The organism is Rhodococcus sp. KBS0724 (genome assembly GCF_005938745.2).
Taxonomy (GTDB): Bacteria; Actinomycetota; Actinomycetes; order Mycobacteriales; family Mycobacteriaceae; genus Rhodococcus_F.
On sequence record NZ_VCBX02000001.1, the window covers coordinates 1,428,021 to 1,450,377 of the forward strand.

Below are 22,357 nucleotides of genomic sequence, written 5' to 3' on the forward strand. Positions count from 1 at the left end.
ATCACCGATTGGGCGAGGAGGCTTGTAGTGACACTAGAGCCACAGACGCGCTCACAGCGTGGTGTTTACGGCATCTCGGTGATGTCGGAGTTGTCCGGGGTCGGGCCACAGACGTTGAGACTCTACGAGAGAAGAGGGCTGCTGACCCCTACACGCACCGGTGGTGGAACTCGCCGGTACAGCGAATCGGACCTGGAGACATTGCGTCGCATCACCGAGTTGATCGACGACGGCGTCAATTTGGTCGGAGTTCGATTGATTCTCTCGCTCGAAGCCGAAAACTCGAGTCTTGCGGCGCGGATCGCTCAGCTGAGTGAATCGGCCGACGATCAGGCCTGACCGTCGACTGCGTCGACGTCGGTCGCTTCGGAACGGCTGATATCTCCGAAGTCTGCATCGGCAACAATCTTGTTTCCGTCGGCTTCGAGGGACGCCAGGGCGGAGTCGAAGGCGTCGATGAGCCACTGATCTGTTGCTTCGGTGAGGAGTTCGTCCGGCGCGCCGTCGATATCGGCCTGGAAGAAGCGAACCAACCAGGTTCCGCTGACGCCGGGTTCGTTCGACAAGCCTTGCGGTGTGTTTGTGGCAACGACGTAGCGGTTGTACTCGAGATCCACCCGGATGGCGTACGCATCGGCCAGGTTGACGATGTTTGCGGGGCGCTGCGTGGCTGCTGCCAGCGCGATCAGTGCGTCGTTGTAAATTTCCGCGTACTTCACAGTGAGTGGCATGGTCGGCCTATCTGTTCGACGTGGCCGATGCAGCGCAGCATGGCAAGGATAAGACGGTTCAACGCCCATACCAGGCAAAGAACTGAAATTTATCCTATCTCAGACATGTGTAGGCGGATTCCGGCGGCCGTTCAGGGGCACAGTGCGTGGGACAGCATGGCCACTATGTCCGGCTGCTCCTTCGGAGCCGAGGTCAGGGTCACGGTGTATGCGCGATCTTCCGTCGCGCCGGACAGCGTGTAGTAGCCGTATATTCCCCCGCTGTGCCCAATGTAGGTAACCCCGCACGGCAGTTCGGTGGATCCGACTCCCAAGCCGTAGCCAAGACCTTCGGCTTCGGTGGCACCGGTTTGTGCGGTGGTCATCTCGGTGAGTTCCTTCTCGGGAACGATCTTCCCGTTCAACAAGGCGCGCCAGAAGGTGTTGAGATCCTTGCCGGTGGATACCAGGGCACCCGCCGACCAGGGGATGGACGGTTCGATCCGCGAGACGTCGGTGCGGCCGCCGGGCAGATCGGCATACCCGGTCATGTGCTCACCTTTGATGTCTCGCTCACCTGGCGGTGGGAGATACGTGTCCCGGAGTTCGAGTGGTTCGAGAATCCGAGTGTGTAATGCGTCGGCGTAGGTTTGGCCGGTCACAGCTTCTACGAGCATCCCGAGAACTATGTAGTTGGTATTGGTGTAGCGAAACGCTGATCCAGGCTCGAACTGCGCGGGCTTGCTCAGAGCGATAGCCACTGCGTCTGCCGGCGTGAGGGTGCGATTTTCGTTTGCGGCCACCCATTCGTCGGCGTTGGGTTCACCGGCGAACTCGGGCAATCCGCTGCGGTGTTGTAGTAGGTGCCGGACGGTGACGGTGTTGCCCTGCAAGAGCCCAGGCAGATAGCGATCGACCGGTGCGTCGAGGTCGACCTTGTCCTGCGCTACCAGTTGCAGCACGAGTGCTGCGGTGAATGTCTTTGTCACGCTGCCGATCCGGACGCGATAGTTCGGGCCGATTGAATCGCCATTCGTTTGGTGGGGAACACCACTGGTCAGGACCACGGTGCTCGAGCTGTCGTCGAGCGTTGCGATCGAGCCGACTGCGCCTGATTTCGTGAGCGAATCCAGATCCGATTGAACCTCGAAGTTCCGTTGGAGCGTCGAGCATCCGACTAGTGCCATCGCGGCCGCGACTGTGGCAATCGTCACCAAGACGTGTGAGCGCATACATCGAATCTAGGGATCGACGGTGCGCGGGAAATCCAGGAAATCCCGGATCTTTCCCCTGATCTTTCTCGGGCTCCGGGGACAAAGGGCCTCATTCTGAGTGAGAATCCCGATTCTTGTCTGAATTGCCCGAGTTGGTCGTTAGCATCCGAAGGTCACGTGCTCATTTCATATCCGACCAGTTCAACGCCATTTCGGTGCGATGGCCGCACCTCTGTAGAGCAGTATCTCTAACGAAGGACGGTTGCATGAGGAAGTCGACATTGCGCAAGGGTACGGTTGCAGCCCTGCTGACCGGAAGCGTTCTGCTCCTGTCTGCGGCACCCGCTCTCGCGGAACCTGGAAGCGCTGGTAGCGCCGGCAGTACCGGGTCACTGGGCAGCCTGGGCAGCATCAGCAGTGGTTCTGCGGCCCTTCCGATCCCCAGTCCCGCGGGTTTGATCGCCTTGGCGGCCGCCACAACCCAAACCGGAAAGCCCTATCAGTGGGGTGGCGTCGGACCGAACTCGTGGGATTGCTCCGGACTGGTGCAGTGGGCATTCCGGCAGGCCGGCGTGAGTCTGCCCCGAACCAGCCAGGAGCAAGCCCGCGTGGGACAGGCAGTTCCGCGGTGGGCACTAGCGCCCGGCGACGTCATCACCTTCTATCCCGGCGCGACGCACGTCGGAATCTACGCGGGCTTCGGAATGGTGTTCAACGCGTATGGCGTCGGAGTTCCCACTGGCCTGACACCGCTGACGGATCTTCCGATCAACAACATTCGACGCTTCTAATCTGCACAGAACCTTCACAAGTCCTCCCAGGTTCATCCACGTCGGGCTAATACAGTCAGTTCCATGAGTCAGCGAAAAGTGCTCGTGGTCGACGACGAAGTCAGCATCTGCGAATCGATTGCCGCGCGTCTGCGCGCCGAGGGATTCGACGTGGAGCTGGCATTCGACGGACCCAGCGCTGTCTCGCGGTGCGCCGAGGTCAACCCGGACCTGGTAGTTCTCGACGTGATGATGCCCGGATTCGACGGACTCGAAGTGTGCCGTCGAATCCAGGCCGTACGATCGGTGCCTGTTCTCATGCTCACGGCGCGCGCCGACGAAACCGACATGGTGATCGGTTTGGGCGTCGGCGCCGACGATTACCTCAGCAAGCCGTTCAGCATGCGGGTGCTGGTTGCGCGGGTACAGGCGCTGCTCCGACGCGCTGATCGCCCCGCCCGGCCGGTATCGGACCTTCTTGAATTCGGTGACGTCGTGATCGACCTGACCGAGCGTCGGGTGCGCCGTGGCGCGCAAGAAGTACACCTGACGCGGACCGAGTTCGATCTGATCGTGTACCTGGCGGAGCGACCCAGAGCCGCGATTCCCCGCGAATCACTGCTCGAGGAAATCTGGGGATGGGGCGAAGGGGCAGGTAGCCGCACCGTCGACAGCCACGTCAAGGCGCTACGACGCAAACTGGGGCCGTCGGTGATCCGAACTGTTCACGGCGTCGGCTACGCGTGGGACGCGCCGCGATGAGCGTCGTCGAACGACTTTTTGCTCGCTGGCCACGACCGCTGGACCCGATGCGGTCCTTCAAGGTCAAGGTTGGATTGTTGGTCGTCGCCGCACTGCTGTTCGCGTCAGGTGGTTTCTGGCTGACGTCGCAGCAGCCATTCCGATTCGCCCTGTTGACGGCATTGTTTGTCGCCCTGGGGGTTACGCAGGTTCTCGCTCACGGAATGACCTCTCCTCTTCGTGAGATGACGGCAGCGGCCAAGTCAATGGCGCGTGGTGACTACTCGCGTCGAGTGCGGGCGACGTCGCGGGACGAAGTGGGCGAGCTTGCGACGGCCTTCAATCGAATGGCCGAGGATCTTGGTGCCGACGACCGGTATCGCCGCGAGTTGATCGGCAACGTATCGCATGAATTGCGCACGCCGATAACTGCTTTGCAGGCGATGCTCGAGAACATCGTCGACGGGGTGCAGGATCCGAACCCCGACATGATGCGTTCGGCTCTCGCTCAAACCGAACGCCTGGGTGCTCTGGTGGACGATCTGCTTGATCTCTCGAAACTCGAGGGCGGTGCAATGCCCTTGAATCCCAAGATGTTCGAGATGAAGCCATTCCTGGACGAACTGATGTCGCAGCGTCGGGGAAACGTCGACATCGATGTGAGCCCTGCATCGTTGAGCATATCCGCCGATCCGGACCGACTGCATCAGGTAGTGACCAACCTGCTGGACAACGCAGTTCGTCACGGCGGCGTCGACGCACATGCTGTGGTTCGTGTGCGTAGGGATTCGGCCCGCGGCGTCGTGATCGACGTCCATGACGACGGTCCGGGGATCGAGCCGTCCGCCCGCTCCGAGGTCTTCGACAGATTCATTCGAGGTGGTTCCACGGACGGCGGCACCGGGCTTGGGCTTGCCATCGCGAAGTGGGCTGTCGAATTGCATGGCGGCACTATTGCCGTCGTTGATGCGCCAACCGGGTGCTGTATTCGAGTGGTACTGCCACAGAACTGAATTGACCGATTGTCGAAGGCGCACCCCACCTGGTTCTGCGCCTGATTTGCCGATCCTGAAAGTAGGTTTGATAATGACTACTCCGGTTGCTGTTACTCCAAAACCCAGCGCGCCGACACGACCAGTGCCACGCGTATGGCGCAGAGATCGGACGTCCATTCCGACGCGTCCGATGTTGATCGGATCGGCAGTCGTGGGCGTGCTTGCCGCCTTGATCCTCGATGTCGACACCATTGGCGTGGCGTACGCGATTGTGTTTGTCGGTGTCACTGTAGTGGTCGGGATCCTCACGCCGCCGCGGCTGACGCCGATTCAATGGGGAGCCTGCGCCGGTGCGCTGGCGCTGTTCGGCGTCGCTGCGGTTCGCGGTGCAGGATGGCTTGTCTTTGTGTGCCTGGTGGCGGCGTGGGTTGTGTTCACGTGGGCGTTGATCGGTGGCCGGACGTGGACGGGCATCGCGGTGGGAACGATCATTCCGTGGCGTGCGCCGCTACGGGTGATGCGCTTCGCTCGGCGCAGAAACGCGCGACCAGGTACAGCACTGCGAGTCCCGGCAGTCCGTGTGGTGGCCGTCGGTGCCGTCAGTATCGCAATGCTCCTGATATTCGGATCCCTTTTTGCCAGTGCGGATCCGGAATTCGCGAAGTTCTTCGACGGCGCCGCGCCCTCGATTCGGGTCGACGAAACAATCGCTCACCTGTGCATCGGGGTCCTGGTGGCTTTCGGGACGCTCACAGCTGTGTATTTGCGGCGCCGGACGCCCGACGTCGACGCGCTTGCTCCGGCACCGGCGTCGCCGCTACCGCTGTGGGAGTGGGTGGTGCCGCTCGCGATGCTGAACGTGCTGTTCTTGGGATTTGTTGCAGTGCAGCTCAAGACGCTGTTCGGCGGCGACAACCATGTGCAGGTCACCGACGGGCTGACGTATGCGGACTATGCGCGCCAAGGGTTTTGGCAGCTGATGATGGTGACGGTGCTGACGTTGGTGGTGATCGCGGTTGCGGTTCGGCGTGTAGATCGCGGCGATCGCAGATCGAGGGCGCTGGCCCGGGGGCTTCTGGGGGCACTGTGCACATTCAGCCTCGTGATTGTGGCGTCGGCGGTTCATCGAATGTGGTTGTACGAGAACCAGTACGGATTCACGAGGCTGCGAGTGAGTGTCTTTGCTGTCGAACTGCTGCTCGGGCTGGTCTTTGTTCTGCTGATCATCGCGGGAGTACGGATGTCGGGCGGTTGGCTGCCGACGGCTGTACTCGCCATGGCCACTGTGGGTTTGCTGGGTTTTGCGTTCTTCAACCCGGATGCGTACATCGCGGAGAAGAACGTCGAGCGTTTCGAGGAGGGGAAGAGTATCGACGTGAACTACCTGAGCACGCTCTCGGTCGATGCAGTGCCGGCCCTTGATCGACTGCCGGAGCCGCAGCGCAGCGATTCGCTGTGGTACCTGAAACAGGACCTGCGTGGATCCGAGGATTCGTGGTGGGAGTTCAACAGCGCGCGCGAGCAGGCGAGAGAGATCCTGTTCGGATAGCCGCGCGCCGATTGTGCAGCCGCAGAGGTAACTACCCGTGCGGCTGCACAATTGCCCTGCGACCTAGTGCACTGCCAGCGAAATCTTCTCGCGCTCCTCGGCGGAGACAACATCACGCGTCGGAAGCAAGTCGATAGTCACACTGTTCAGCTTGCCGCCGTAGCGGAATGTGCCCTGCTCGGCGAATTCCTCGGAAACCGGGCTGCCACGGTTGATTCCGATATCCAGCTGCTCGTTCATGCTGAAGATTGCCCGGGTGGTCTTGTCGATCCTGCCCGCCGCGACCACCTCGCCGTCGACGCGCAACGTCGCGAGACCGCCCTTGCCGATACCGCCGCCGTCGTAGTCGAAATGGACGGATACTTCCTTGGCGTCGGCGGACAGAGGCTTCTCGGCGCGCACGAAGGTACGGCCACCACCGCTGAAGTTGTAGCAATAAACCGGTACGGAATCGATGATGTACAAAGCGAATCCGCCGAACCGGCCACCGAGGCTTACCAGCATGCCGTCGGCGACGCTGCCCAAGTCGGCTGTCAACGCGTACGAGCGGTTGAAGAAGTTGGGTGCTGCCTTCTCGACCAGTCCGTTCATATGTGGATACAGCGTCAGCGACTTGCGGCCCATCATGGGATGCGGCGGTCGGGATTCCGGTGTCGAATGCCGTCCGACGGTACGGTCGTCGAGCGGAAGCACTTGGTACTTGGCCGCCTCGACCAGGAACTTCTCCTTGAGTCGCGCGAGGATCTCAGGATGCTCGTCCGCGAGATCACGGGCCTGTGACCAGTCGACCGTCGTGTCGTACAACTCCCATTTGTCGTCGCTGAGCGACGTGAGTTCCAGTCCGTGCGTTGCCATCAGCCAAGGTGCGCGGTGCGCGGTGACGGCGGTCCAACCGTGATCGTAGATGCCACGGTTTCCGAAGATCTCGAAATACTGTGTGGTGTGCCGCTCGTCGGCCTCCGGATCGTCGAAGGTGTAGTTCATCGCAACACCCTCCATGGGCTTCTGCGCTACGCCGTCGACGCTCGTCGGAGCCGGGATGCCGGCAGCTTCGAGGATCGTGGGGGTGATGTCGACGCAATGGTGCCACTGTTCGCGAATGCCGTGATTCTCGATTCCCTTGGGCCAGTGCGCGATCAATCCGTTGCGGGTTCCGCCGTAGTGGGAGGCAACCTGCTTGGCCCACTGGTACGGGGTGTCGAGCGCCAGAGCCCAGGCCGCCGGGTAGTGCGGATAGCTGGTTTCGGTGCCCAGCTCGTCGTATCGGGCCAGGACTTCGGCGGTCGCGGTCTTGTAACCGTTGAGCCCGGCAAGGTAGTTGAACGAGCCTTCCATGCCACCTTCGGCAGAGGCTCCGTTGTCGCCCATCATGTAGAGAACGAGAGTGTTGTCCAGAACGCCCATGTCCTGCAGACGATCCACCAGTCGACCGACCTCGTCGTCGGTGTGCTCGAGGAACGCGGCGTACAACTCCATCAGCCGGGCCGAGACCTTCTTCTGGTCGTCATCCAGCTCGTCCCAGTGTGGAACACCCGGTGCCCACGGAGCCAGCACGGTATCGGGGCCGACGACGCCCAGTTCCTTCTGCTTTTCCAGGGTGATCTCGCGCTGGCGATCCCAGCCGTGATCGAATTCGCCGACGTATTTGTTCAGGTAGCTGTCCGGAACCTGAAGTGGCGCATGGCACGCACCGAAGGGGAGGTAGCAGAACCACGGCTTGTCCGGGTCCATGGTGTTGACGCCTTCGACCCATTCGATGGCGTGATCGACGAGGTCTTCGGAGAGGTGGTAGCCCTCCTGCGGGGTCTTGGGCAGGTCCACCATCGTGAAGTCCTCGTAGAGAACTGGGGTGAACTGGTCGGACTCGGCGCCGAGAAAGCCGTAGAACTTGTCAAAACCTTCGCGTACCGGCCAACGATCGAACGGCCCCGCAGCCGTGGTCTCCCAGGTCGGGGTCTGATGCATCTTGCCGAAAGCGCCCGTGGCGTAACCGTTTCCCTGCAGAATGCGAGCGACGGTGGCCGCCGACGCCGGACGGGTTCCGTTGTATCCGGGTGCGGCGTTGGCCATCTCGGAGATGACACCCATGCCGACGCTGTGGTGATTGCGGCCCGTCAGAGTGGCAGCGCGGGTCGGTGAGCACAGTGCGGCGGTGTGGAATCGGCTGTACTTGACGCCGGTGTCGGCGAGGCGTTCAGCCGTTGGGGTACGGCACGGGCCACCAAAAGCGGAGGGGGCACCAAATCCGACATCGTCGATCATGATGAGCAGGACGTTGGGTGCCCCGGCAGGCGGGCGAATGGGTTCGGGCCGGGTGAATGGCACCTTCTGGTCGCGGTAGTCGACCGATGCGGCGACGTTCGGCGTCTCGGCGATGATCGGAATGGAATGACGATTCACAAGCGGGCTCCTGGCTGTCTTGAGACCGAGAATTAAGTGGCTGACTTAATCTGCAGCGTAGCTCTCGACGGTGCATCGGAAGGGGAGGTCTCGTTGAGTGGGATTCAATCCCTGCTGTGCGCCTTTATTAACCCCCGGCGGTCAATAAAGGCGCACAGCAAAGAGGGGTTGCAGTTTTAAGGCACTGACTTATATGCTCCGTTCATGCCCAGCTCGTCAGATGCCAAGAGTGCAATGATCGCCGTCGCGGAACGCATGTTTGCCGAACATGGCATCCACGAGGTGTCGATGCGCGATGTGGCGGCAGCGGCGGGGCAACGTAACAACTCTGCGGTCCAATACCACTTCGGGGGACGGGACGGGTTGGTGCTGGCTGTATTCCGCTACCGGATGGGCCAGATCAACATCGCCCGCCTGACGTACCTCGACGACATCGACGCAAGTGAGCGAACGGATACAGTTCGAGCCTTGGTCGAGGCCTTCATCTATCCACTCGCGGATTTCCTCGCTACCGCCGACGGCTCGAACTACGCGAGGTTCATCGCCAGGGTCTCGCCATCGGTCGACACCCAGAGTCTCGAGTTCCGCGAGGTCAGTGAAGCAATCAACGAAGTGGTCTCGCGGTTGACGCGAGCACTGCCGCATCTGTCTCGCCGTGTTGCGGTCGAGCGGATCGACCTGATGTCCAACATGACTGTCTCCGCGCTTGCTGTTTTCGAGCAGCGGCGTGCGGAGGGAAATCTTGTGGTGAAGGCAGATTTCGACACCACTGTCGACCACCTTGTCGACCTGATGGTGGCGGCATTGCTGGCTCCGCGCAGTGAGCACACACGCACCCGAAGCAAGATCGCGCAGTCGGCTGACGCGCGAGTCAATACGTAAATCGAAACGGAGCTATTTTCATGGCTGCACTCACGTCGTCTCGTACAGTTCAAATCGGCAATCACACAATCGAATTCGGTCCTCGCGGGATGCGCCGCAATCCAGAAGGCGTCGAGTCGAGGCCGTACGAGCGTTTCACTCTCACACCGGTCACCCCCTTCATCGGGGCTGAGATCAGCAATATCGACCTGCGTGATCCGTCGGCCGAGCAGATCGACGACGTTCGTCGCGCATTGCTGGAATGGAAGGTCGTGTTCTTCCGCGACCAGAACATCTCGAGCCTCAATCACCGTGACTTTGCGAGCAATTGGGGCGAACTCGAAGTTCACCCGTTGCTCCCGCAGGGTGAGGTCCCGGCCGTGGTGCGGTTCGAGCGCGGCGAGGACAGCCCTGGCACCGAGAACATCTGGCACGTCGACGTCACGTGGACCAAGACGCCGCCGCTAGGTTCTGTCCTGCGTGCCATCGATGTTCCGCCGGCCGGTGGCGACACCCTGTGGGCAGACATGGGCAACGCATTCGATTGCCTTTCCGACGAGGTCAAGGACCTGATCGACGGACGCGAGGCCGTCCACGACTTCGTTCCGTCCTTCGGCCGCAGTATGTCGCCCGAAAAGCTCGAGAAGATGAAGGAGCAGTACCCGCCGGTGCTACATCCGATGGTCCGCAAGCATCCGGAGACGGGCCGCAAAACACTGTTTGTGAACAGCCTCTTCACCACTCACATCCCGGACATGGATCCGCAGGAAGGCAAGGACCTGCTCAACCTGTTGTTCGCGCAGGTCAAGGTTCCGGATTTCCAGTGCCGATTCAAGTGGGCAGCCAATTCCATTGCGTTCTGGGACAATCGGGCGACGCAGCACTACGCGGCCAGTGACTACTTCCCGCATCGACGGGTCATGGAACGCGTCGCGATTCTCGGCGACGCACCCTTCTGACCTACTCCTGCGGAATTCGCACGACGCACCGGAAGCCGACGTGGCAGGTCGAGGACTCTTCGGATTCGCTCTGCCGCGCGGCCGGTCGGTATCGTAGGCAGTAGTTAGGTGCACACAGATGCGACCCACCCTTGATGACTCGTAGCGGATAGGTCTCTCCCGCAACTGTTTCCGTGGCAAGCTCGGCGCGCGGGTTGCGGGGGATGCAGCACGAGGTTGCCGGCGCAGTGTTCTTGGTGCTGTGGGCATGGTCCGACGTGTAGTGATCCGCTGTCCATTCCCAGACGTTGCCGGCCATGTCGAGGAGGCCGTAGCCGTTGGCGCGGAATTTGCCAACGGGAGCGGTGCGTTCGTAGCCGTCTTCGAGCAGGTTCTCCCACGGGAACTGGCCTTGCCACACGTTGCCACCGGGCTTTCCGCCGGGGGAGTCCTCGTCGCCCCACACATAGGCCTTGCGATCGAGGCCACCGCGCGCTGCGTACTCCCACTCTGCTTCGGTGGGGAGTTCCTTGCCGACCCAGTGGGCGTATGCCTGCGCGTCGAAGTACGAGACGTGCGTGACGGGATGTTTTTCGCGTCCACCGACATTGCTGCCCGGGCCCTCCGGGTGCCGCCAGTCCGCGCCAGGTGTGAACGTCCACCACTGGGTGTAGTCGTCCAGGGAGACCGGTCCGGGCGGTGAGTGGAAGACCAAAGAACCGGGCACCAGCAGTGTGGGGTCGGCATCGGGGTAATCGGCAGGATCGGGCGCGGTCTCGGCCGTCGTGACGTGACCCGTAGCTTTGACGAACCGACGGAACTCGGCCACGGTGACGGCCGTCGTATCCATCCAGAAACTGTCGACGCTCACTTGGTGAACCGGGCGTTCTTCCGGGTAGAAGTCTTCGGACCCCATCCAGAAGGTTCCCCCGGGAATCAAAGACATGTTTTTCGGGGGAGCGCTCACGGCGGCTGAGGGCGTCATGGTTTCAGCATGACATGCGGCCGAAGAATGGGTGAAACGTCAATCCCACCTAGTGCTCTCGGCAGGATTGGACTGTGAGAGAGCTTGCCGGACTTGTTTGGAGCTGCGAGCGGCTGGGTACGTGATTTTCAGGCCGCAACTGCCGGGGTATGCGCGCGGTCTCGCAACTTTGCGGTTCAGGTTCTTGTAGGTTGAGCACACAGCCTGCGGGAACCGTTGTCGTTTGGGGTGCTTTCGTACTTGACGGCCTCCTGTAAATGGACGACGCCCCCACTCGCATCACTGGAGTGGGGGCTTTTCTCGTCATCCGCGTTGAGCACACAACGTGGGGACCCTCGATCCGTTGGGCTGACCCCTCATATCCGGCCTCGCATACCCACCGTAGGCCTGTGCTTGGGTTCGCGCCAGATTTTTGAACAAGTTGATCCGAACAGCAAGCCGAGTTTCCAACGTGTCAGTGGGATCCAAGCTTTCAGTGGGATTCAAGTCCGCCGTGCCGGCGAAGCGGACGTCGAGGTGACAGCGTGATTGTCGACGGGTTGCGGAGGTTCGATTTTGTGCCGCTTGACGATGAGCACGATGGCGATGATCGGGTACGCCAGGATTGGTGCGAATACACCGACATACGACTGTTGGTCCAGCAGGATGGCGGTGCCGCTGAGTAGGGCGAAGTCGAAGAGTCCGTGGAGTACGGAGTTGACTGCGTTGTTTCCGGAGACCCGGCGCGTGAGGTAGAAGAAGTACCCGGCGAGGCTGACGATGATTGCTTGCGGGATAGCGGAAGCGCCGCTTCCGAAGACGTTGGAAAGGTGGACGGCGCCGAAGATGAGACTGGACCAGAGGGCTACCTGGCCTTCTCGGAGACCGTGGTTGCGCAGCATGGTCACTCCGATGCCGCGGAACATTCCCTCTTCGCCCCAGCCGACGAACTGCGTGGCGATCAGGAGGACGATGACGAACAGCCAGCCCTTCTCCGCGAGTGCGCTGTAGTTGATGCCTAACAGGATCGCGACGAGAAGAACGACAGGAACGACCCACACCCAGCGATTCACCGGCCGATCATCCTTGATCACCGGACGCCACCAGCCGAGGGCTGCGATAACGCCGTACGTAAAGATCAGAGCGATCCCCAACGGGATCAGCATCGTGAAGACAACCCCGCGAGTGGTCAGGGTGTCGTCCTCGTTTCCCCAGCCCGCGATGAGGCGTCCACCGAACTGAATTAATGCCAGATACACGATGACGACAACAGCGAAAGCCACGTAAGAGAGCTGACGCCCGGAGATGCGTGGCTGGCCCACATGCTTGTGTGTGTTCACCGCGTCAGACTAATGTCCAGATTGACGTGATGCTGGCTGATCCGCTCGGCAGGTCGCGCATAGATTCGACCGTTGTGCATGAATGTGCCCTCGGCAGGATTCGAACCTGCGACCCTTCCTTTAGGAGAGGAATGCTCTATCCCCTGAGCTACGAGGGCGGGGAGCTCATCCGAGAGCATGAAAACCGTGTTGTACTGCGGTTTTCAGTCGCCGGTTGGGCTGTGCCGCTACTCGACCGGCCGGCGCGGGGCTTTAGGCGTCGTAGCTGCGGTAGTCAGTGTAGCGGCACAACCCACACGGCGCGAAGCCGACGGGTGTCTGCAATGTCGAACCTCAGTGGGCGGCGTCGGCGATCCTCAAGTCGATTTCACGTGGGCTCAGGAGATTGTCGAGTACAAGGACGGCGCACCCGAGGATTCCCGATTGCGCTCCGTGGCTGACGGACACGATGTGTAGTGAGCGCGTGGCGAGTGCAGTTGCGTTGCCGTAGACAGATTCTCGAAGTCCGGCAAGGAAGAGTTCGTCGGCTTCGGCCATGTCGCCGCCGATGACGAGCACTTCCGGGTTGAGGAGATTGACCGCGCCGGAGATCACGTCGCCGATGAGTCGGCCGCTGGTTCGGATCAATCGGCGTGCTTCCCCGTCGCCGTCGAGGGCCAACCGAACGACGTCGCGGACATGGCCGACATCCCGGCCCTGGGCTTCGAGCGCGTGTACGAGAGCCCAACCGCTGGCGACGGTTTCGACGCAACCTACGTCACCGCACCGGCATTGGACGTCCTTGGCGGCAGCGGTTTTGGTGTGCCCGATCTCGCCGGCGGCGCCGAGCGACCCGCGTTGCAGGACACCACCGAGAACGATGCCGGCACCGAGGCCGGTGGACGCTTTGATCATGAGTAGATTCGGTGCGCTTTCACGCCTTTCGCTGAGTTCCGCGAGCGCCATGACGTTGGCGTCGTTGTCGGCGAACAGCGGTGCGTCTGTGACCGATGCCAGGTAAGGGGCCAGGGCGACGCCGTCCCAGCCCGACATCATCGGTGAATCGAGACTGGCTCCGGCTGCGATGTCGACGGTCCCAGGAATGCTGAGTCCGACTCCGATGACTTCGGTAGGGGGACGGCCGATTCGGGCCAGCAACGACGTCAGATGGTCCGCGATCTCAGGCATCAGTTCGTCGGGCCCGACGCCCACCGATTTGTCGATGTCCTCCGCGGTGAGGATGGTGCCGGACAGGTCTGTGACGGCCAACTGCGCGCGTGAGCGGCCGATGGCGACAACCAGTACCAGTCCAGCGGATTTGTTGAACGTCAACGTTGCCGGCGGACGGCCACCTGTCGAGGGGCCTTCGTCGTCGTCCGCGATGAGGCCGATCGACTGCAGTGCGCCGACTCGGGCAGACACCGCAGTCCGGGACAGCCCGGTGAGTTTCCCGATTTCGCTTCGTGTGGTCGCGGAACCGGCACGGATCAGCGAGAACACCTCGCCGGCTGTGGCGGGAGTGATAGGCGGTCGGGTCATACGTTCTATTCAAGCATTCTCTCAGAGTTACTTCAGGATACAAAAGATTAATTACTTAAGTCTTTTGGGGACCTAAGTAGGTATTGTGCAAAAGCAGAAGTGGGCATAGGCTGTGTCTTGACTCACTGGGCACCGCGTTCTCGGGTGGGTCGCAGTACGAGGTCAGAGGGCGCACGAACCTAGGGGAGAACCCGATGAGTCGCACCGACACGCAGGACGAGATTGTCGACTTCGCGCGCAAATGGCAGAAGTTCGACGGCGGACCGGACGAAGACATCTTTGTCACTTTCGGCCTGGAGCCCCGCGAGTACTTCCGGAGATTGAAGAACATCCTCGACGACGGCAGCGCCGCACTCGATCCTCCCGCGGTCAGCGAACTCGCCACCGTGTGCGCGTACCGGTTGCGTCGGGGAGATGTCCAGACGATCGGCCAGTAGGCCGGTCACATCCTTCTCCGTCACAGAATTCAAAGTCCGTCTCAGAATCAAGAATTGAGGTCGCCATCATGCACAAGCACCTTCCGATGCCGAATCCGACAACTGAAGTGTGGGACTGGCAGATGCAGGGAGCGTGCCGTGGGCACGACTCCGCCGTGTACTTCCATCCGGACGGCGAGCGTGGGCATGCTCGCGAAAACCGCGAACTCAACGCAAAGAAGATCTGCTCCGCCTGCCCGGTTCTTCAGCAGTGCCGCGAACACGCACTGGCTGTCCATGAGCCTTACGGCATCTGGGGTGGAATGACGGAGACCGAGCGCGCAGAATATGTTCGATCGCTGCGTAAGCGCAGCAACCGGATGCCCGCGGTCGCAGTCGCGAGCTGAAGGTCCTTCAGAGAGGACACGCTGTGACGCTCGTAGCCGGGATCGATTCCTCAACTCAGTCGTGCAAGGTCATTGTCCGTGATGCCGATTCGGGTGAATTGATCCGGGAGGGACGTGCGACGCATCCCACCGGCACCGAGATCGACCCGGCGCGGTGGTTCGAGGCCATGGACAGCGCGATTGCCGCCGCAGGTGGACTCGGCGATGTCGCGGCAGTGTCCGTAGGCGCGCAACAACACGGCATGGTGTGTTTGGACGGCGACGGCGACGTAGTGCGACCGGCATTGCTGTGGAACGACACTCGCTCCGCGCAGGCCGCGAGCGAACTCGTCGACGAGCTGGGTGGACCACAGGCGTGGGCCGACGCCGTGGGGGTTGTGCCGGTAGCCGCAATCACTGCGAGCAAGTTGCGGTGGCTGGCAGATCACGAACCCGACAATGCGAACCGAACTGCAGCAGTCTGTCTTCCGCACGATTGGCTGTCTTGGAAGTTGGGCGGCGCCGTCTCCCCCGATGCACTTGCCACCGACGCCGGTGACGCGAGTGGAACGGGGTACTTCGCAGCCGCGACGCGCGAGTACCGGATGGACTTGCTGTCGCTGGCTTTTCGCGATCGAACGCCACGGGTTCCACGTGTTGCTCTGCCGAACGAGAAGATCGGTATCACTCGATCCGGCGCGGTTATCGGTCCGGGAACTGGTGACAATGCCGCAGCCGCACTGGGGTTGGGAGCGATTCCCGGTGACGTGGTCATCTCGATCGGAACGTCCGGCGTCGTCTCTGCTGTGTCGGTCACGCCGACGCACGATTCGAGTGGCAATGTTGCCGGCTTTGCCGACGCGACCGGACTGCACCTGCCGTTGGTGTGCACACTCAACGGCGCCCGGATTCTCGATGCGACGGCGTCCATTCTTGGTGTCGATCACGATGAACTGTCCCGATTGGCGTTGTCTGCCCCGCTCGGGAGCGACGGCCTGGTGATGATTCCGTACTTCGAGGGTGAACGTACTCCCAACCGTCCCGACGCGACCGGGGCGATGCACGGCTTCCGGCTGCAGAATTCGACGCCGGCGCATTTTGCGCGCGCTGCTGTCGAAGGATTGCTGTGTGGTTTGGCCGATGGCGTCGACGATCTTGTCCGTCAAGGTGTCCAGGTGAAACGGGTCCTGTTGGTTGGTGGGGGCGCAAAGTCTCGCGCTTTGTGTGAAATCGCTCCGGCGATTCTCGGGGTGCCGGTCGTGATACCTGATCCTGGTGAATATGTTGCGGAAGGTGCATGCCGGCAAGCTGCTTGGACGCTTCTCGGAGACGAGCACCCACCGGTGTGGACCAAACCCGAGGAGAAGCGCTTCGAAGCCACGCCCGCCCCGCAGGTGCGGGAACGTTACGCATCGCTGCGCGAACTCACCGAAGGCGTGTAACCACAGAGCCTGACACCGTTCGCTCGGTTAGGGTGACTCCGTGGACTTGTTGGTAGGTATAGACATGGGGACGGGCAGCAGCAAAGGGGTTCTGGTGACCCCGGACGGTGTGGTCCTGGCAACCGAGCAGATCGATCACCAGATCTCGATGCCACGGCCCGGGTGGGCCGAGGTGGACGCCGAGAAGATGTGGTGGTCCGAGGTATGTGCGATCTCGAAACGTCTTGTGGCACAGGTTCCCACGTTTTCCAAGGTGGCCGGCGTATGTGTCAGTGGCGTCGGTCCGGCACTGGTGTTGTGCGACAGTGAACTTCGTCCTGTTCGTCCGGCTATCCTCTACGGAATCGACAGTCGAGCCTCGGCAGAAGTAGCCTCGCTGACCGAATTGTTCAGCGAGGAGGCAATACTCGATTGTGGTGGCAAACTCCTGTCGAGTCAGGCCGTCGGACCGAAGATCGAATGGGTGCGCATCCATGAACCGGATGTTTTTGCCGCGGCGACGCGTTGGTACGGCTCGAATTCGTACATCGCCGCAAAGCTGACCGGCGAGTACATTCAGGATCATCACACGGCCAGTCAGTGTGATCCGCTCTATTCGGTTCGAGACTTCAGCTGGAAATCCGATTGGCTCGATCGCATTCTGGGGCATCTGGAATGCCCACGTTTGGTGTGGCCGAGTGATGTTGTCGGACTTGTGCACGCTGATGCGGCCGAGCAGACCGGACTACCGGCCGGAACGCCCGTCGTCGCGGGTACCGTCGACGCCTTTTCCGAGGGGTTCAGTGTGGGTGCCCGTCATCCCGGGGATCTCATGCTCATGTACGGGTCGACGATGTTCCTGGTGCAGGTGCTCGACAAGTTTCACAGCAACCCGGCATTGTGGACAACTGCAGGCGTCCAGAAGAATACACTGGCACTTGCGGCCGGCACGTCCACTGCCGGAAGCCTGACCGGATGGCTTCAAAAGCTCACCGGTGATGCACCATTCGACCTGCTACTCGCCGAGGCTGAGGCGGTGCCGGCCGGCGCAGAAGGGTTGTTGATCCTGCCGTACTTTGCCGGCGAACGTACCCCAGTGTTCGACCCCAAGGCCAGAGGCGTGGTCGCAGGACTCTCGTTGCGCCATGGCCGGGGGCATCTGTTTCGAGCTGCCTATGAGGGCATTGCCTTCGGAATCCGTCAGATACTCGAAATGTTCGGTGACACAGATGAACCCGTCCGACGCACGATCGCTGTGGGAGGCGGGGTCAAGAGTCGGGTGTGGACACAGGCGATCAGCGACATCACCGGACACACACAGTTGGTTCCCGCTCAGACCATCGGCGCCAGCTACGGCGATGCGCTGTTGGCCGCGATCGGGACCGGACTTGTTGCGCCGGATACCGATTGGACGACTCTGTCGCACGAAGTAGTGCCGAATGCAGTCAACCGCGCGATGTACGAGGATTTGTATCAAACGTGGTTGACGCTGTATCCGTCGACGAAGGAACAAATCCACGCCCTCGCTGAATTCGGCTGAACGGCCTGATAGCTGCAGCCGTTCAGCTTACGAGGTAACCGCCGTCGATAGGAAGATCGGTTCCGTTCACCATGGCGGCGGCGTCCGACGCCAGCCAGACGACGGCCTCGGACACCTCGTCGGGCATGGCAAAGCGCCCACTCGGGATACGGTTCAACATAGGTGCAGCCTTGTCGTGCTCACCCCAGACCGTCTGGCCCATCTCGGTGAGTACAACCGTCGGGCAGACCGAGTTTGCCCGGACGCCGCGGCTACCCAGTTCCAAGGCAAGCACTTTGGTGGCCATCACCAAACCGGCCTTTGCGATGCAGTACGAATAGTGCTCGGGCAACGCGCGCAAGGCTGCTGCGGAAGCAACCGTCACGATGGCTCCGCCACCCGCATCGGCCATGGCTGAGCCGATCTTCGCGGCGAGCAATGCCGGGGCACGGAGGTTGACGTTTAGAACCGCGTCGAAGTTGGGTTCGGTTATGTCGGTGACAAATTCGGGATACGAGATTCCGGCGTTGTTGACCAGGACATCCAGGCCACCGAATATCGCGAGAGATTCTTGCGCGACCTGTGTCGGTGCGTCGGGTAATGCGAGATCTGCAACGAGAATCTCGGCGCGCACGCCAGAACTGTCGCGGAGTCGGTCGGCCAGAACTGTCAGTTCGGAACGGTTACGACCGGAGACGATTACGTCCGCGCCGGCTTGGGCAAAGGCGTGTGCGATTTGCGCGCCGATGCCTTTCGAGGCTCCGGTGACAAGAGCGCGTTTTCCGTCGAGCGGGCGAGGTGACGCTGTAGGCATGGCAAAGCCTTTCGAAGTTACTCGACCGCAAGTATCTGCTGTGCGGTGGTTGGGTCGGTGACAAGTTGATTGAAGTACCGGCTGCGCGCACCGGCGATGATGGGAGCGACTTTCTCGGCGCCGACGGCCACGGCGATGCCCACCGGGATATCTTGCAGTGCAGACAGTTCGAGCGCAATAAGGCGGTCGCTACCGGGGAAGTCGACGGTATTGCCGTCGCGATCATAGAATCGAGAGCAGATGTCGCCCACGGCTTCTCGGAGCGACGACGACGTTATCGGAACGAACTGTGGAATGTCGGCGCGCAGTAGAGGTGGAGCGCCGATGCCCATGAGGATAGCCCGAGCCCGTGGCCACAGGCCGAGAACTCGCTGTATGGCCGGATCCTTGGTGAGGGTCGGATACAGATCGGGACCTGGAAGCGCCGGCGCAAAAAGATAATTCGGACGTCCGCCGATCTTGTTCGAGATCAAGCGGGTGATCTCGTTGGTCTGGTACCACTCTTCCGGTTGGTCGTTGCCACCGACAGTGGGAGCGACCAGGACTCCTGGAATGGGTGTCAGATCGTATTGCGCGACTTCGTAGACCGTCCGCCCGGAGGATACGAGCAGTACGTCACCTGGCACGAGGCCGGCGCCGGCGAGTGCCTCGGCCGTCGCCGGGGCGAGTACCGAACCCATGACGTCGACCGTGCCCTTCTGCTGCGCCGGAGTGGGTAGAGGACCGGAGAGGTACACGCGATGCAGTCCGAGTTTGACGCGCAACCGCTCGGCCAGGCTTCCATGTGCTTCTTCCTGGGGCGGCACAACTTGGATGCGGACTATGCCCTGCCTTCGGGCCTCGGAGAGCATGCGGCTGACGGTGGCGCGGCTGATGCCGAGGGCTTTTGCCACTTCGGCCTGAGTGGCGTCGTCGTCGTAGTAGAGCTTGGCCGCGGTGTAGAGCAGAGCGTGCGTGAATGTGCTGTTTGTGCTGGTCGGTGCCGAACCGGCAGGGGTGGATGCGGGAAGTGGCATCGCGTCTGAGCTGCTGATCGGCATGACAGAAAGGTACCGCATGAACAGATGCTCACGCATCTAGTTCAGGTGAACAATTGTGCTGGACATATGTAAATCGATCCGATACTGTGACCGCCGACACATGAAATTGTGTTCATGTGCAACCACTGGACCAGCGCGTTGCGCCCCATCCAGACCTGATCCCAAGAGGAGACAAAGATGTCCGAGACGATGAAGGCGGTCATCTGCCACGGTCCGCGCGACTATCGACTCGAAGAAGTGCCGAAGCCTGTACCCGGCCCTGGTGAAGCGCTGGTTCGGGTCGAGGCAGTCGGAATCTGTGCGAGTGATCTGAAGTGCTACCACGGTGCAGCAAAATTCTGGGGCGACGAGAACCGTCCGGCTTGGGCCGAGACCGAGGTCATTCCAGGGCACGAATTTGTCGGTGAGGTTGTCTCGATCGATGCGGAAGGGTCGAAGCGCTGGGGGATCGCGGTGGGCGACCGTGTGGTCTCCGAACAGATCGTTCCGTGCTGGGAGTGCCGTTACTGCAAGCGCGGTCAGTATCACATGTGCCAGCCGCACAACCTGTACGGATTCAAGCGAGTCACCCCCGGCGCGATGGCCGAATTCATGGTCTATCCAGTGGAAGCTCTGGTGCACAAGGTATCCAAGGATCTCCCGGCAGCGCATGCTGCGTTTGCCGAGCCGCTGTCGTGCTCACTGCACGCCGTGGAACGAGCGGGAATCACCTTTGACGACGTTGTCGTCGTTGCCGGCTGCGGGCCGATCGGGCTGGGGATGGTTGCCGGTGCGCGAGCGAAAAGCCCGGCGCACGTGATCGCTCTCGACATGGCACCGGAAAAGCTCGAACTCGCCAAACTGTGCGGAGCCGACATCGTCATCAACATTGCCGACGAGGATGCCGTTCAGATCGTCAAGGATCTCACCGATGGTTACGGAGCCGATGTCTATCTCGAAGGGACAGGCCATCCGTCTGCAGTTCCCCAGGGCCTCAATATCTTGCGTAAGCTCGGCACCTACGTCGAATACGGGGTGTTCAAAGACGACGTCAGCGTCGACTGGAGCATTATCAGCGACGACAAGGAACTTGACGTCCTCGGGGCGCACCTGGGCCCCGACTGCTGGCCGGCCGCGATCCGGATGATCGAGTCAGGTCTGCTGCCGATGGACAAGATCTGCACGCATCAGCTTCCGTTGGAAGATTTCCAGAAGGGACTCGATCTGGTGGCCAGTGGCACCGAGTCCGTGAAGGTCTCACTCATTCCCTGACGGTTCGCACACCCGGCCTGTGCCGCAGGTCGTTCGAGATCCCCACTCATCCATTCAGCGGAGAATCAACATGAGTCGTTTCACACCCCGCGTCCCATTCAGCGGTGGTCCACAGCTCTCGCGTCGAGAGATGCTGCGGGCGTTCGGTATCGCGGGGATGGCTGCCGCGAGCGTGCCCATACTTTCCGCCTGTGGTGTCGGTGGTGGTGAGAAGCCGACCAACGGAGCGTCGGAGGTGACCGGCGGATTCAATTGGCGGGCGCTCGAAGGTACGAGCATCAACATCCTGCAAACCCCGCACCCGTATCAGCAGGCATTGCAGCCGCTGCTCGCTGATTTCACCGAATTGACCGGTATTACAGTCAAAGCCGATCTGGTGCCGGAGGCCGACTATTTCACCAAGCTCAACACCGAACTTGCCGGTGGTACCGGCAAACACGACGTATTCATGCTCGGTGCGTACTTCATCTGGCAGTACGGGCCGCCGGCTTGGCTCGAGGATCTGCAGCCCTGGCTCGAGAACACATCGGCCACCAGCGACGAGTACGACTTCGAGGACATCTACGAGGGGTTGCGTACCTCCACCCGCTGGGATTTCGAGTTGGGGTCTCCACTCGGAACCGGTGGGCAGTGGGCACTACCGCTCGGATTCGAGAACAACGTCGTCACCTACAACAAGAGGGTCTTCGACGACAAGGGCATTACGCTGCCCGACACATTCGACGGATTGATCCAACTTGCAACGGATCTCACGGATCGAAGTGAGAACGTCTACGGAATCGCCACGCGAGGCTCGAAGTCCTGGGCGACGATTCACCCGGGGTTCATGACGCAGTTCACCCGCGAGGGCGCGAAGGACTACGAATTCCGGGGTGGCGAGTTGGTGGCGACCATGGATTCGGACAAGGCTGTCGCCTTCACCGAGAAGTGGATCGACATGATGCACGCTGCCGGACCCACCTCGTGGACAACGTACGACTATCCGCAGGCAACAGGCGATCTCGGCGACGGCAAGGCAATGATGGTCTACGACGCGGACAGTGCGACGTACCCGAAGAACAAGCCCGGAGCCAGTCGCGAAGCGGGTAACCTCGCTTGGTACCCCGGTCCGGCGGGCCCGGACGGGAGTTACGCGACCAACCTGTGGACGTGGTCGTTGGCCATGAATGCGCGTTCCGAGAAGAAGCATGCGGCCTGGCTTTTCCTGCAGTGGGCGACCAGTAAGGGAACTCTCAACGACGCGGTTAAATCAGGCATCTTCGCTAACCCCGTGCGCGAGTCCGTGTTCAACGACACTTTCAAACAGGAAGTCGGCGAGGGCATGCCGGGCTATCTCGAAACATTCGAGACGGTGATCGGCAGTTCCAAGATCCAGTTCACGCCTCAGAAGAAGTTCTTCGACACCACCGAGGACTGGGCTGTCGCGCTGCAGGACATCTACGGCGGCAAGGACGCGAAATCGGCGCTGTCCTCGCTCGCCAAGACCAATACATCCAAGGTAAACCTCTGA

21 protein-coding genes and 1 tRNA gene are annotated in these 22,357 nt (G+C 61.3%); 13 read left to right on the forward strand and 9 right to left on the reverse strand.

Annotated elements, in window-relative coordinates; genetic code table 11:
• Positions 1–27: 27 nt before the first annotated feature.
• Positions 28–339 (forward strand): MerR family transcriptional regulator, encoded by a 312-nt coding sequence (locus FFI94_RS06625; protein ID WP_138872286.1) that lies wholly within the window; start codon positions 28–30, stop codon positions 337–339.
• Here the strand turns inward: FFI94_RS06625 and FFI94_RS06630 are convergent.
• Together FFI94_RS06630 and FFI94_RS06635 are read right to left on the reverse strand one after the other, a co-directional pair.
• On the reverse strand, positions 330–731 hold the full coding sequence (locus FFI94_RS06630) for a hypothetical protein (RefSeq protein WP_138872287.1): 402 nt from the start codon (positions 729–731) through the stop codon (positions 330–332). The two genes, FFI94_RS06625 and FFI94_RS06630, sit on opposite strands and share 10 nt — an antisense overlap.
• A gap of 131 nt (positions 732–862) precedes the next feature.
• Complete coding sequence (locus FFI94_RS06635; protein ID WP_138872288.1) at positions 863–1,942, reverse strand: serine hydrolase; 1,080 nt, start codon at positions 1,940–1,942, stop codon at positions 863–865.
• 248 nt (positions 1,943–2,190) lie between these two features.
• On the opposite strand from FFI94_RS06635, the gene FFI94_RS06640 reads away from it, so the two are divergent.
• The 4 genes from FFI94_RS06640 to FFI94_RS06655 all read left to right on the forward strand — a co-directional run bounded on the left by FFI94_RS06640 (position 2,191) and on the right by FFI94_RS06655 (position 5,979).
• Positions 2,191–2,715, forward strand: a complete 525-nt coding sequence (locus FFI94_RS06640; protein WP_138872289.1) for an NlpC/P60 family protein — start codon at positions 2,191–2,193, stop codon at positions 2,713–2,715.
• A gap of 63 nt (positions 2,716–2,778) precedes the next feature.
• Positions 2,779–3,456, forward strand: coding sequence for a response regulator transcription factor (locus FFI94_RS06645; RefSeq protein WP_138872290.1), 678 nt, complete (start codon positions 2,779–2,781; stop codon positions 3,454–3,456).
• On the forward strand, positions 3,453–4,448 hold the full coding sequence (locus FFI94_RS06650; protein WP_138872291.1) for a HAMP domain-containing sensor histidine kinase: 996 nt from the start codon (positions 3,453–3,455) through the stop codon (positions 4,446–4,448). The genes FFI94_RS06645 and FFI94_RS06650 overlap by 4 nt, the downstream gene beginning before the upstream one ends.
• Positions 4,449–4,521: 73 nt before the next feature.
• Positions 4,522–5,979 (forward strand): DUF4153 domain-containing protein, encoded by a 1,458-nt coding sequence (locus FFI94_RS06655; protein ID WP_138872292.1) that lies wholly within the window; start codon positions 4,522–4,524, stop codon positions 5,977–5,979.
• A gap of 63 nt (positions 5,980–6,042) precedes the next feature.
• Here the strand turns inward: FFI94_RS06655 and FFI94_RS06660 are convergent, their stop codons facing one another.
• Positions 6,043–8,379, reverse strand: a complete 2,337-nt coding sequence (locus FFI94_RS06660) for an arylsulfatase (protein WP_138872293.1) — start codon at positions 8,377–8,379, stop codon at positions 6,043–6,045.
• A 204-nt stretch (positions 8,380–8,583) separates the two neighbouring features.
• Here FFI94_RS06660 and FFI94_RS06665 point away from each other — a divergent pair, with 204 nt between their 5' ends.
• Both FFI94_RS06665 and FFI94_RS06670 read left to right on the forward strand, forming a co-directional pair.
• Positions 8,584–9,261: a TetR family transcriptional regulator gene (locus tag FFI94_RS06665; RefSeq protein ID WP_138872294.1), complete on the forward strand. Its 678-nt coding sequence runs from the start codon at positions 8,584–8,586 to the stop codon at positions 9,259–9,261.
• A 20-nt stretch (positions 9,262–9,281) separates the two neighbouring features.
• A complete protein-coding gene (locus tag FFI94_RS06670; RefSeq protein ID WP_138872295.1) occupies positions 9,282–10,199 on the forward strand; it encodes a TauD/TfdA family dioxygenase in 918 nt (305 codons plus the stop codon).
• 1 nt (position 10,200) lies between these two features.
• On the opposite strand, the gene FFI94_RS06675 is transcribed toward FFI94_RS06670, so the two are convergent.
• The 4 genes from FFI94_RS06675 to FFI94_RS06690 form a co-directional block, all read right to left on the reverse strand.
• A complete protein-coding gene (locus FFI94_RS06675) occupies positions 10,201–11,163 on the reverse strand; it encodes a formylglycine-generating enzyme family protein (protein WP_138872296.1) in 963 nt (320 codons plus the stop codon).
• A gap of 482 nt (positions 11,164–11,645) precedes the next feature.
• On the reverse strand, positions 11,646–12,482 hold the full coding sequence (locus FFI94_RS06680; RefSeq protein WP_260683892.1) for a CPBP family intramembrane glutamic endopeptidase: 837 nt from the start codon (positions 12,480–12,482) through the stop codon (positions 11,646–11,648).
• 85 nt (positions 12,483–12,567) lie between these two features.
• Positions 12,568–12,640: transfer RNA gene (locus FFI94_RS06685), tRNA-Arg, on the reverse strand.
• A 175-nt stretch (positions 12,641–12,815) separates the two neighbouring features.
• Complete coding sequence (locus tag FFI94_RS06690; protein ID WP_138872297.1) at positions 12,816–14,000, reverse strand: ROK family protein; 1,185 nt, start codon at positions 13,998–14,000, stop codon at positions 12,816–12,818.
• A 194-nt stretch (positions 14,001–14,194) separates the two neighbouring features.
• Here FFI94_RS06690 and FFI94_RS06695 point away from each other — a divergent pair, with 194 nt between their 5' ends.
• The 4 genes from FFI94_RS06695 (at position 14,195) to FFI94_RS06710 (ending at position 17,763) form a co-directional block, all read left to right on the forward strand.
• Positions 14,195–14,437, forward strand: coding sequence for a DUF3263 domain-containing protein (locus tag FFI94_RS06695; protein WP_138872298.1), 243 nt, complete (start codon positions 14,195–14,197; stop codon positions 14,435–14,437).
• Between the two features lie 68 nt (positions 14,438–14,505).
• Positions 14,506–14,823, forward strand: coding sequence for a WhiB family transcriptional regulator (locus tag FFI94_RS06700; protein WP_138872299.1), 318 nt, complete (start codon positions 14,506–14,508; stop codon positions 14,821–14,823).
• 23 nt (positions 14,824–14,846) lie between these two features.
• Positions 14,847–16,244 carry a xylulokinase gene (xylB, locus tag FFI94_RS06705; RefSeq protein ID WP_138872300.1) on the forward strand — a complete coding sequence of 466 codons (1,398 nt, stop codon included), beginning with the start codon at positions 14,847–14,849 and terminating at the stop codon, positions 16,242–16,244.
• A 40-nt stretch (positions 16,245–16,284) separates the two neighbouring features.
• On the forward strand, positions 16,285–17,763 hold the full coding sequence (locus FFI94_RS06710) for an FGGY-family carbohydrate kinase (RefSeq protein WP_138872301.1): 1,479 nt from the start codon (positions 16,285–16,287) through the stop codon (positions 17,761–17,763).
• Between the two features lie 22 nt (positions 17,764–17,785).
• Here the strand turns inward: FFI94_RS06710 and FFI94_RS06715 are convergent, their stop codons facing one another.
• Together FFI94_RS06715 and FFI94_RS06720 are read right to left on the reverse strand one after the other, a co-directional pair.
• Positions 17,786–18,556: an SDR family NAD(P)-dependent oxidoreductase gene (locus FFI94_RS06715; protein ID WP_138872302.1), complete on the reverse strand. Its 771-nt coding sequence runs from the start codon at positions 18,554–18,556 to the stop codon at positions 17,786–17,788.
• A gap of 17 nt (positions 18,557–18,573) precedes the next feature.
• Complete coding sequence (locus FFI94_RS06720) at positions 18,574–19,596, reverse strand: sugar-binding transcriptional regulator (protein WP_260683893.1); 1,023 nt, start codon at positions 19,594–19,596, stop codon at positions 18,574–18,576.
• 177 nt (positions 19,597–19,773) lie between these two features.
• Here FFI94_RS06720 and eltD point away from each other — a divergent pair, with 177 nt between their 5' ends.
• The gene (gene eltD / locus FFI94_RS06725) at positions 19,774–20,847 is read left to right on the forward strand and encodes an erythritol/L-threitol dehyrogenase (protein WP_138872303.1); all 1,074 of its coding nucleotides are present in this window, start codon (positions 19,774–19,776) and stop codon (positions 20,845–20,847) included.
• 130 nt (positions 20,848–20,977) lie between these two features.
• Positions 20,978–22,357: an ABC transporter substrate-binding protein gene (locus FFI94_RS06730; RefSeq protein ID WP_138873639.1), complete on the forward strand. Its 1,380-nt coding sequence runs from the start codon at positions 20,978–20,980 to the stop codon at positions 22,355–22,357.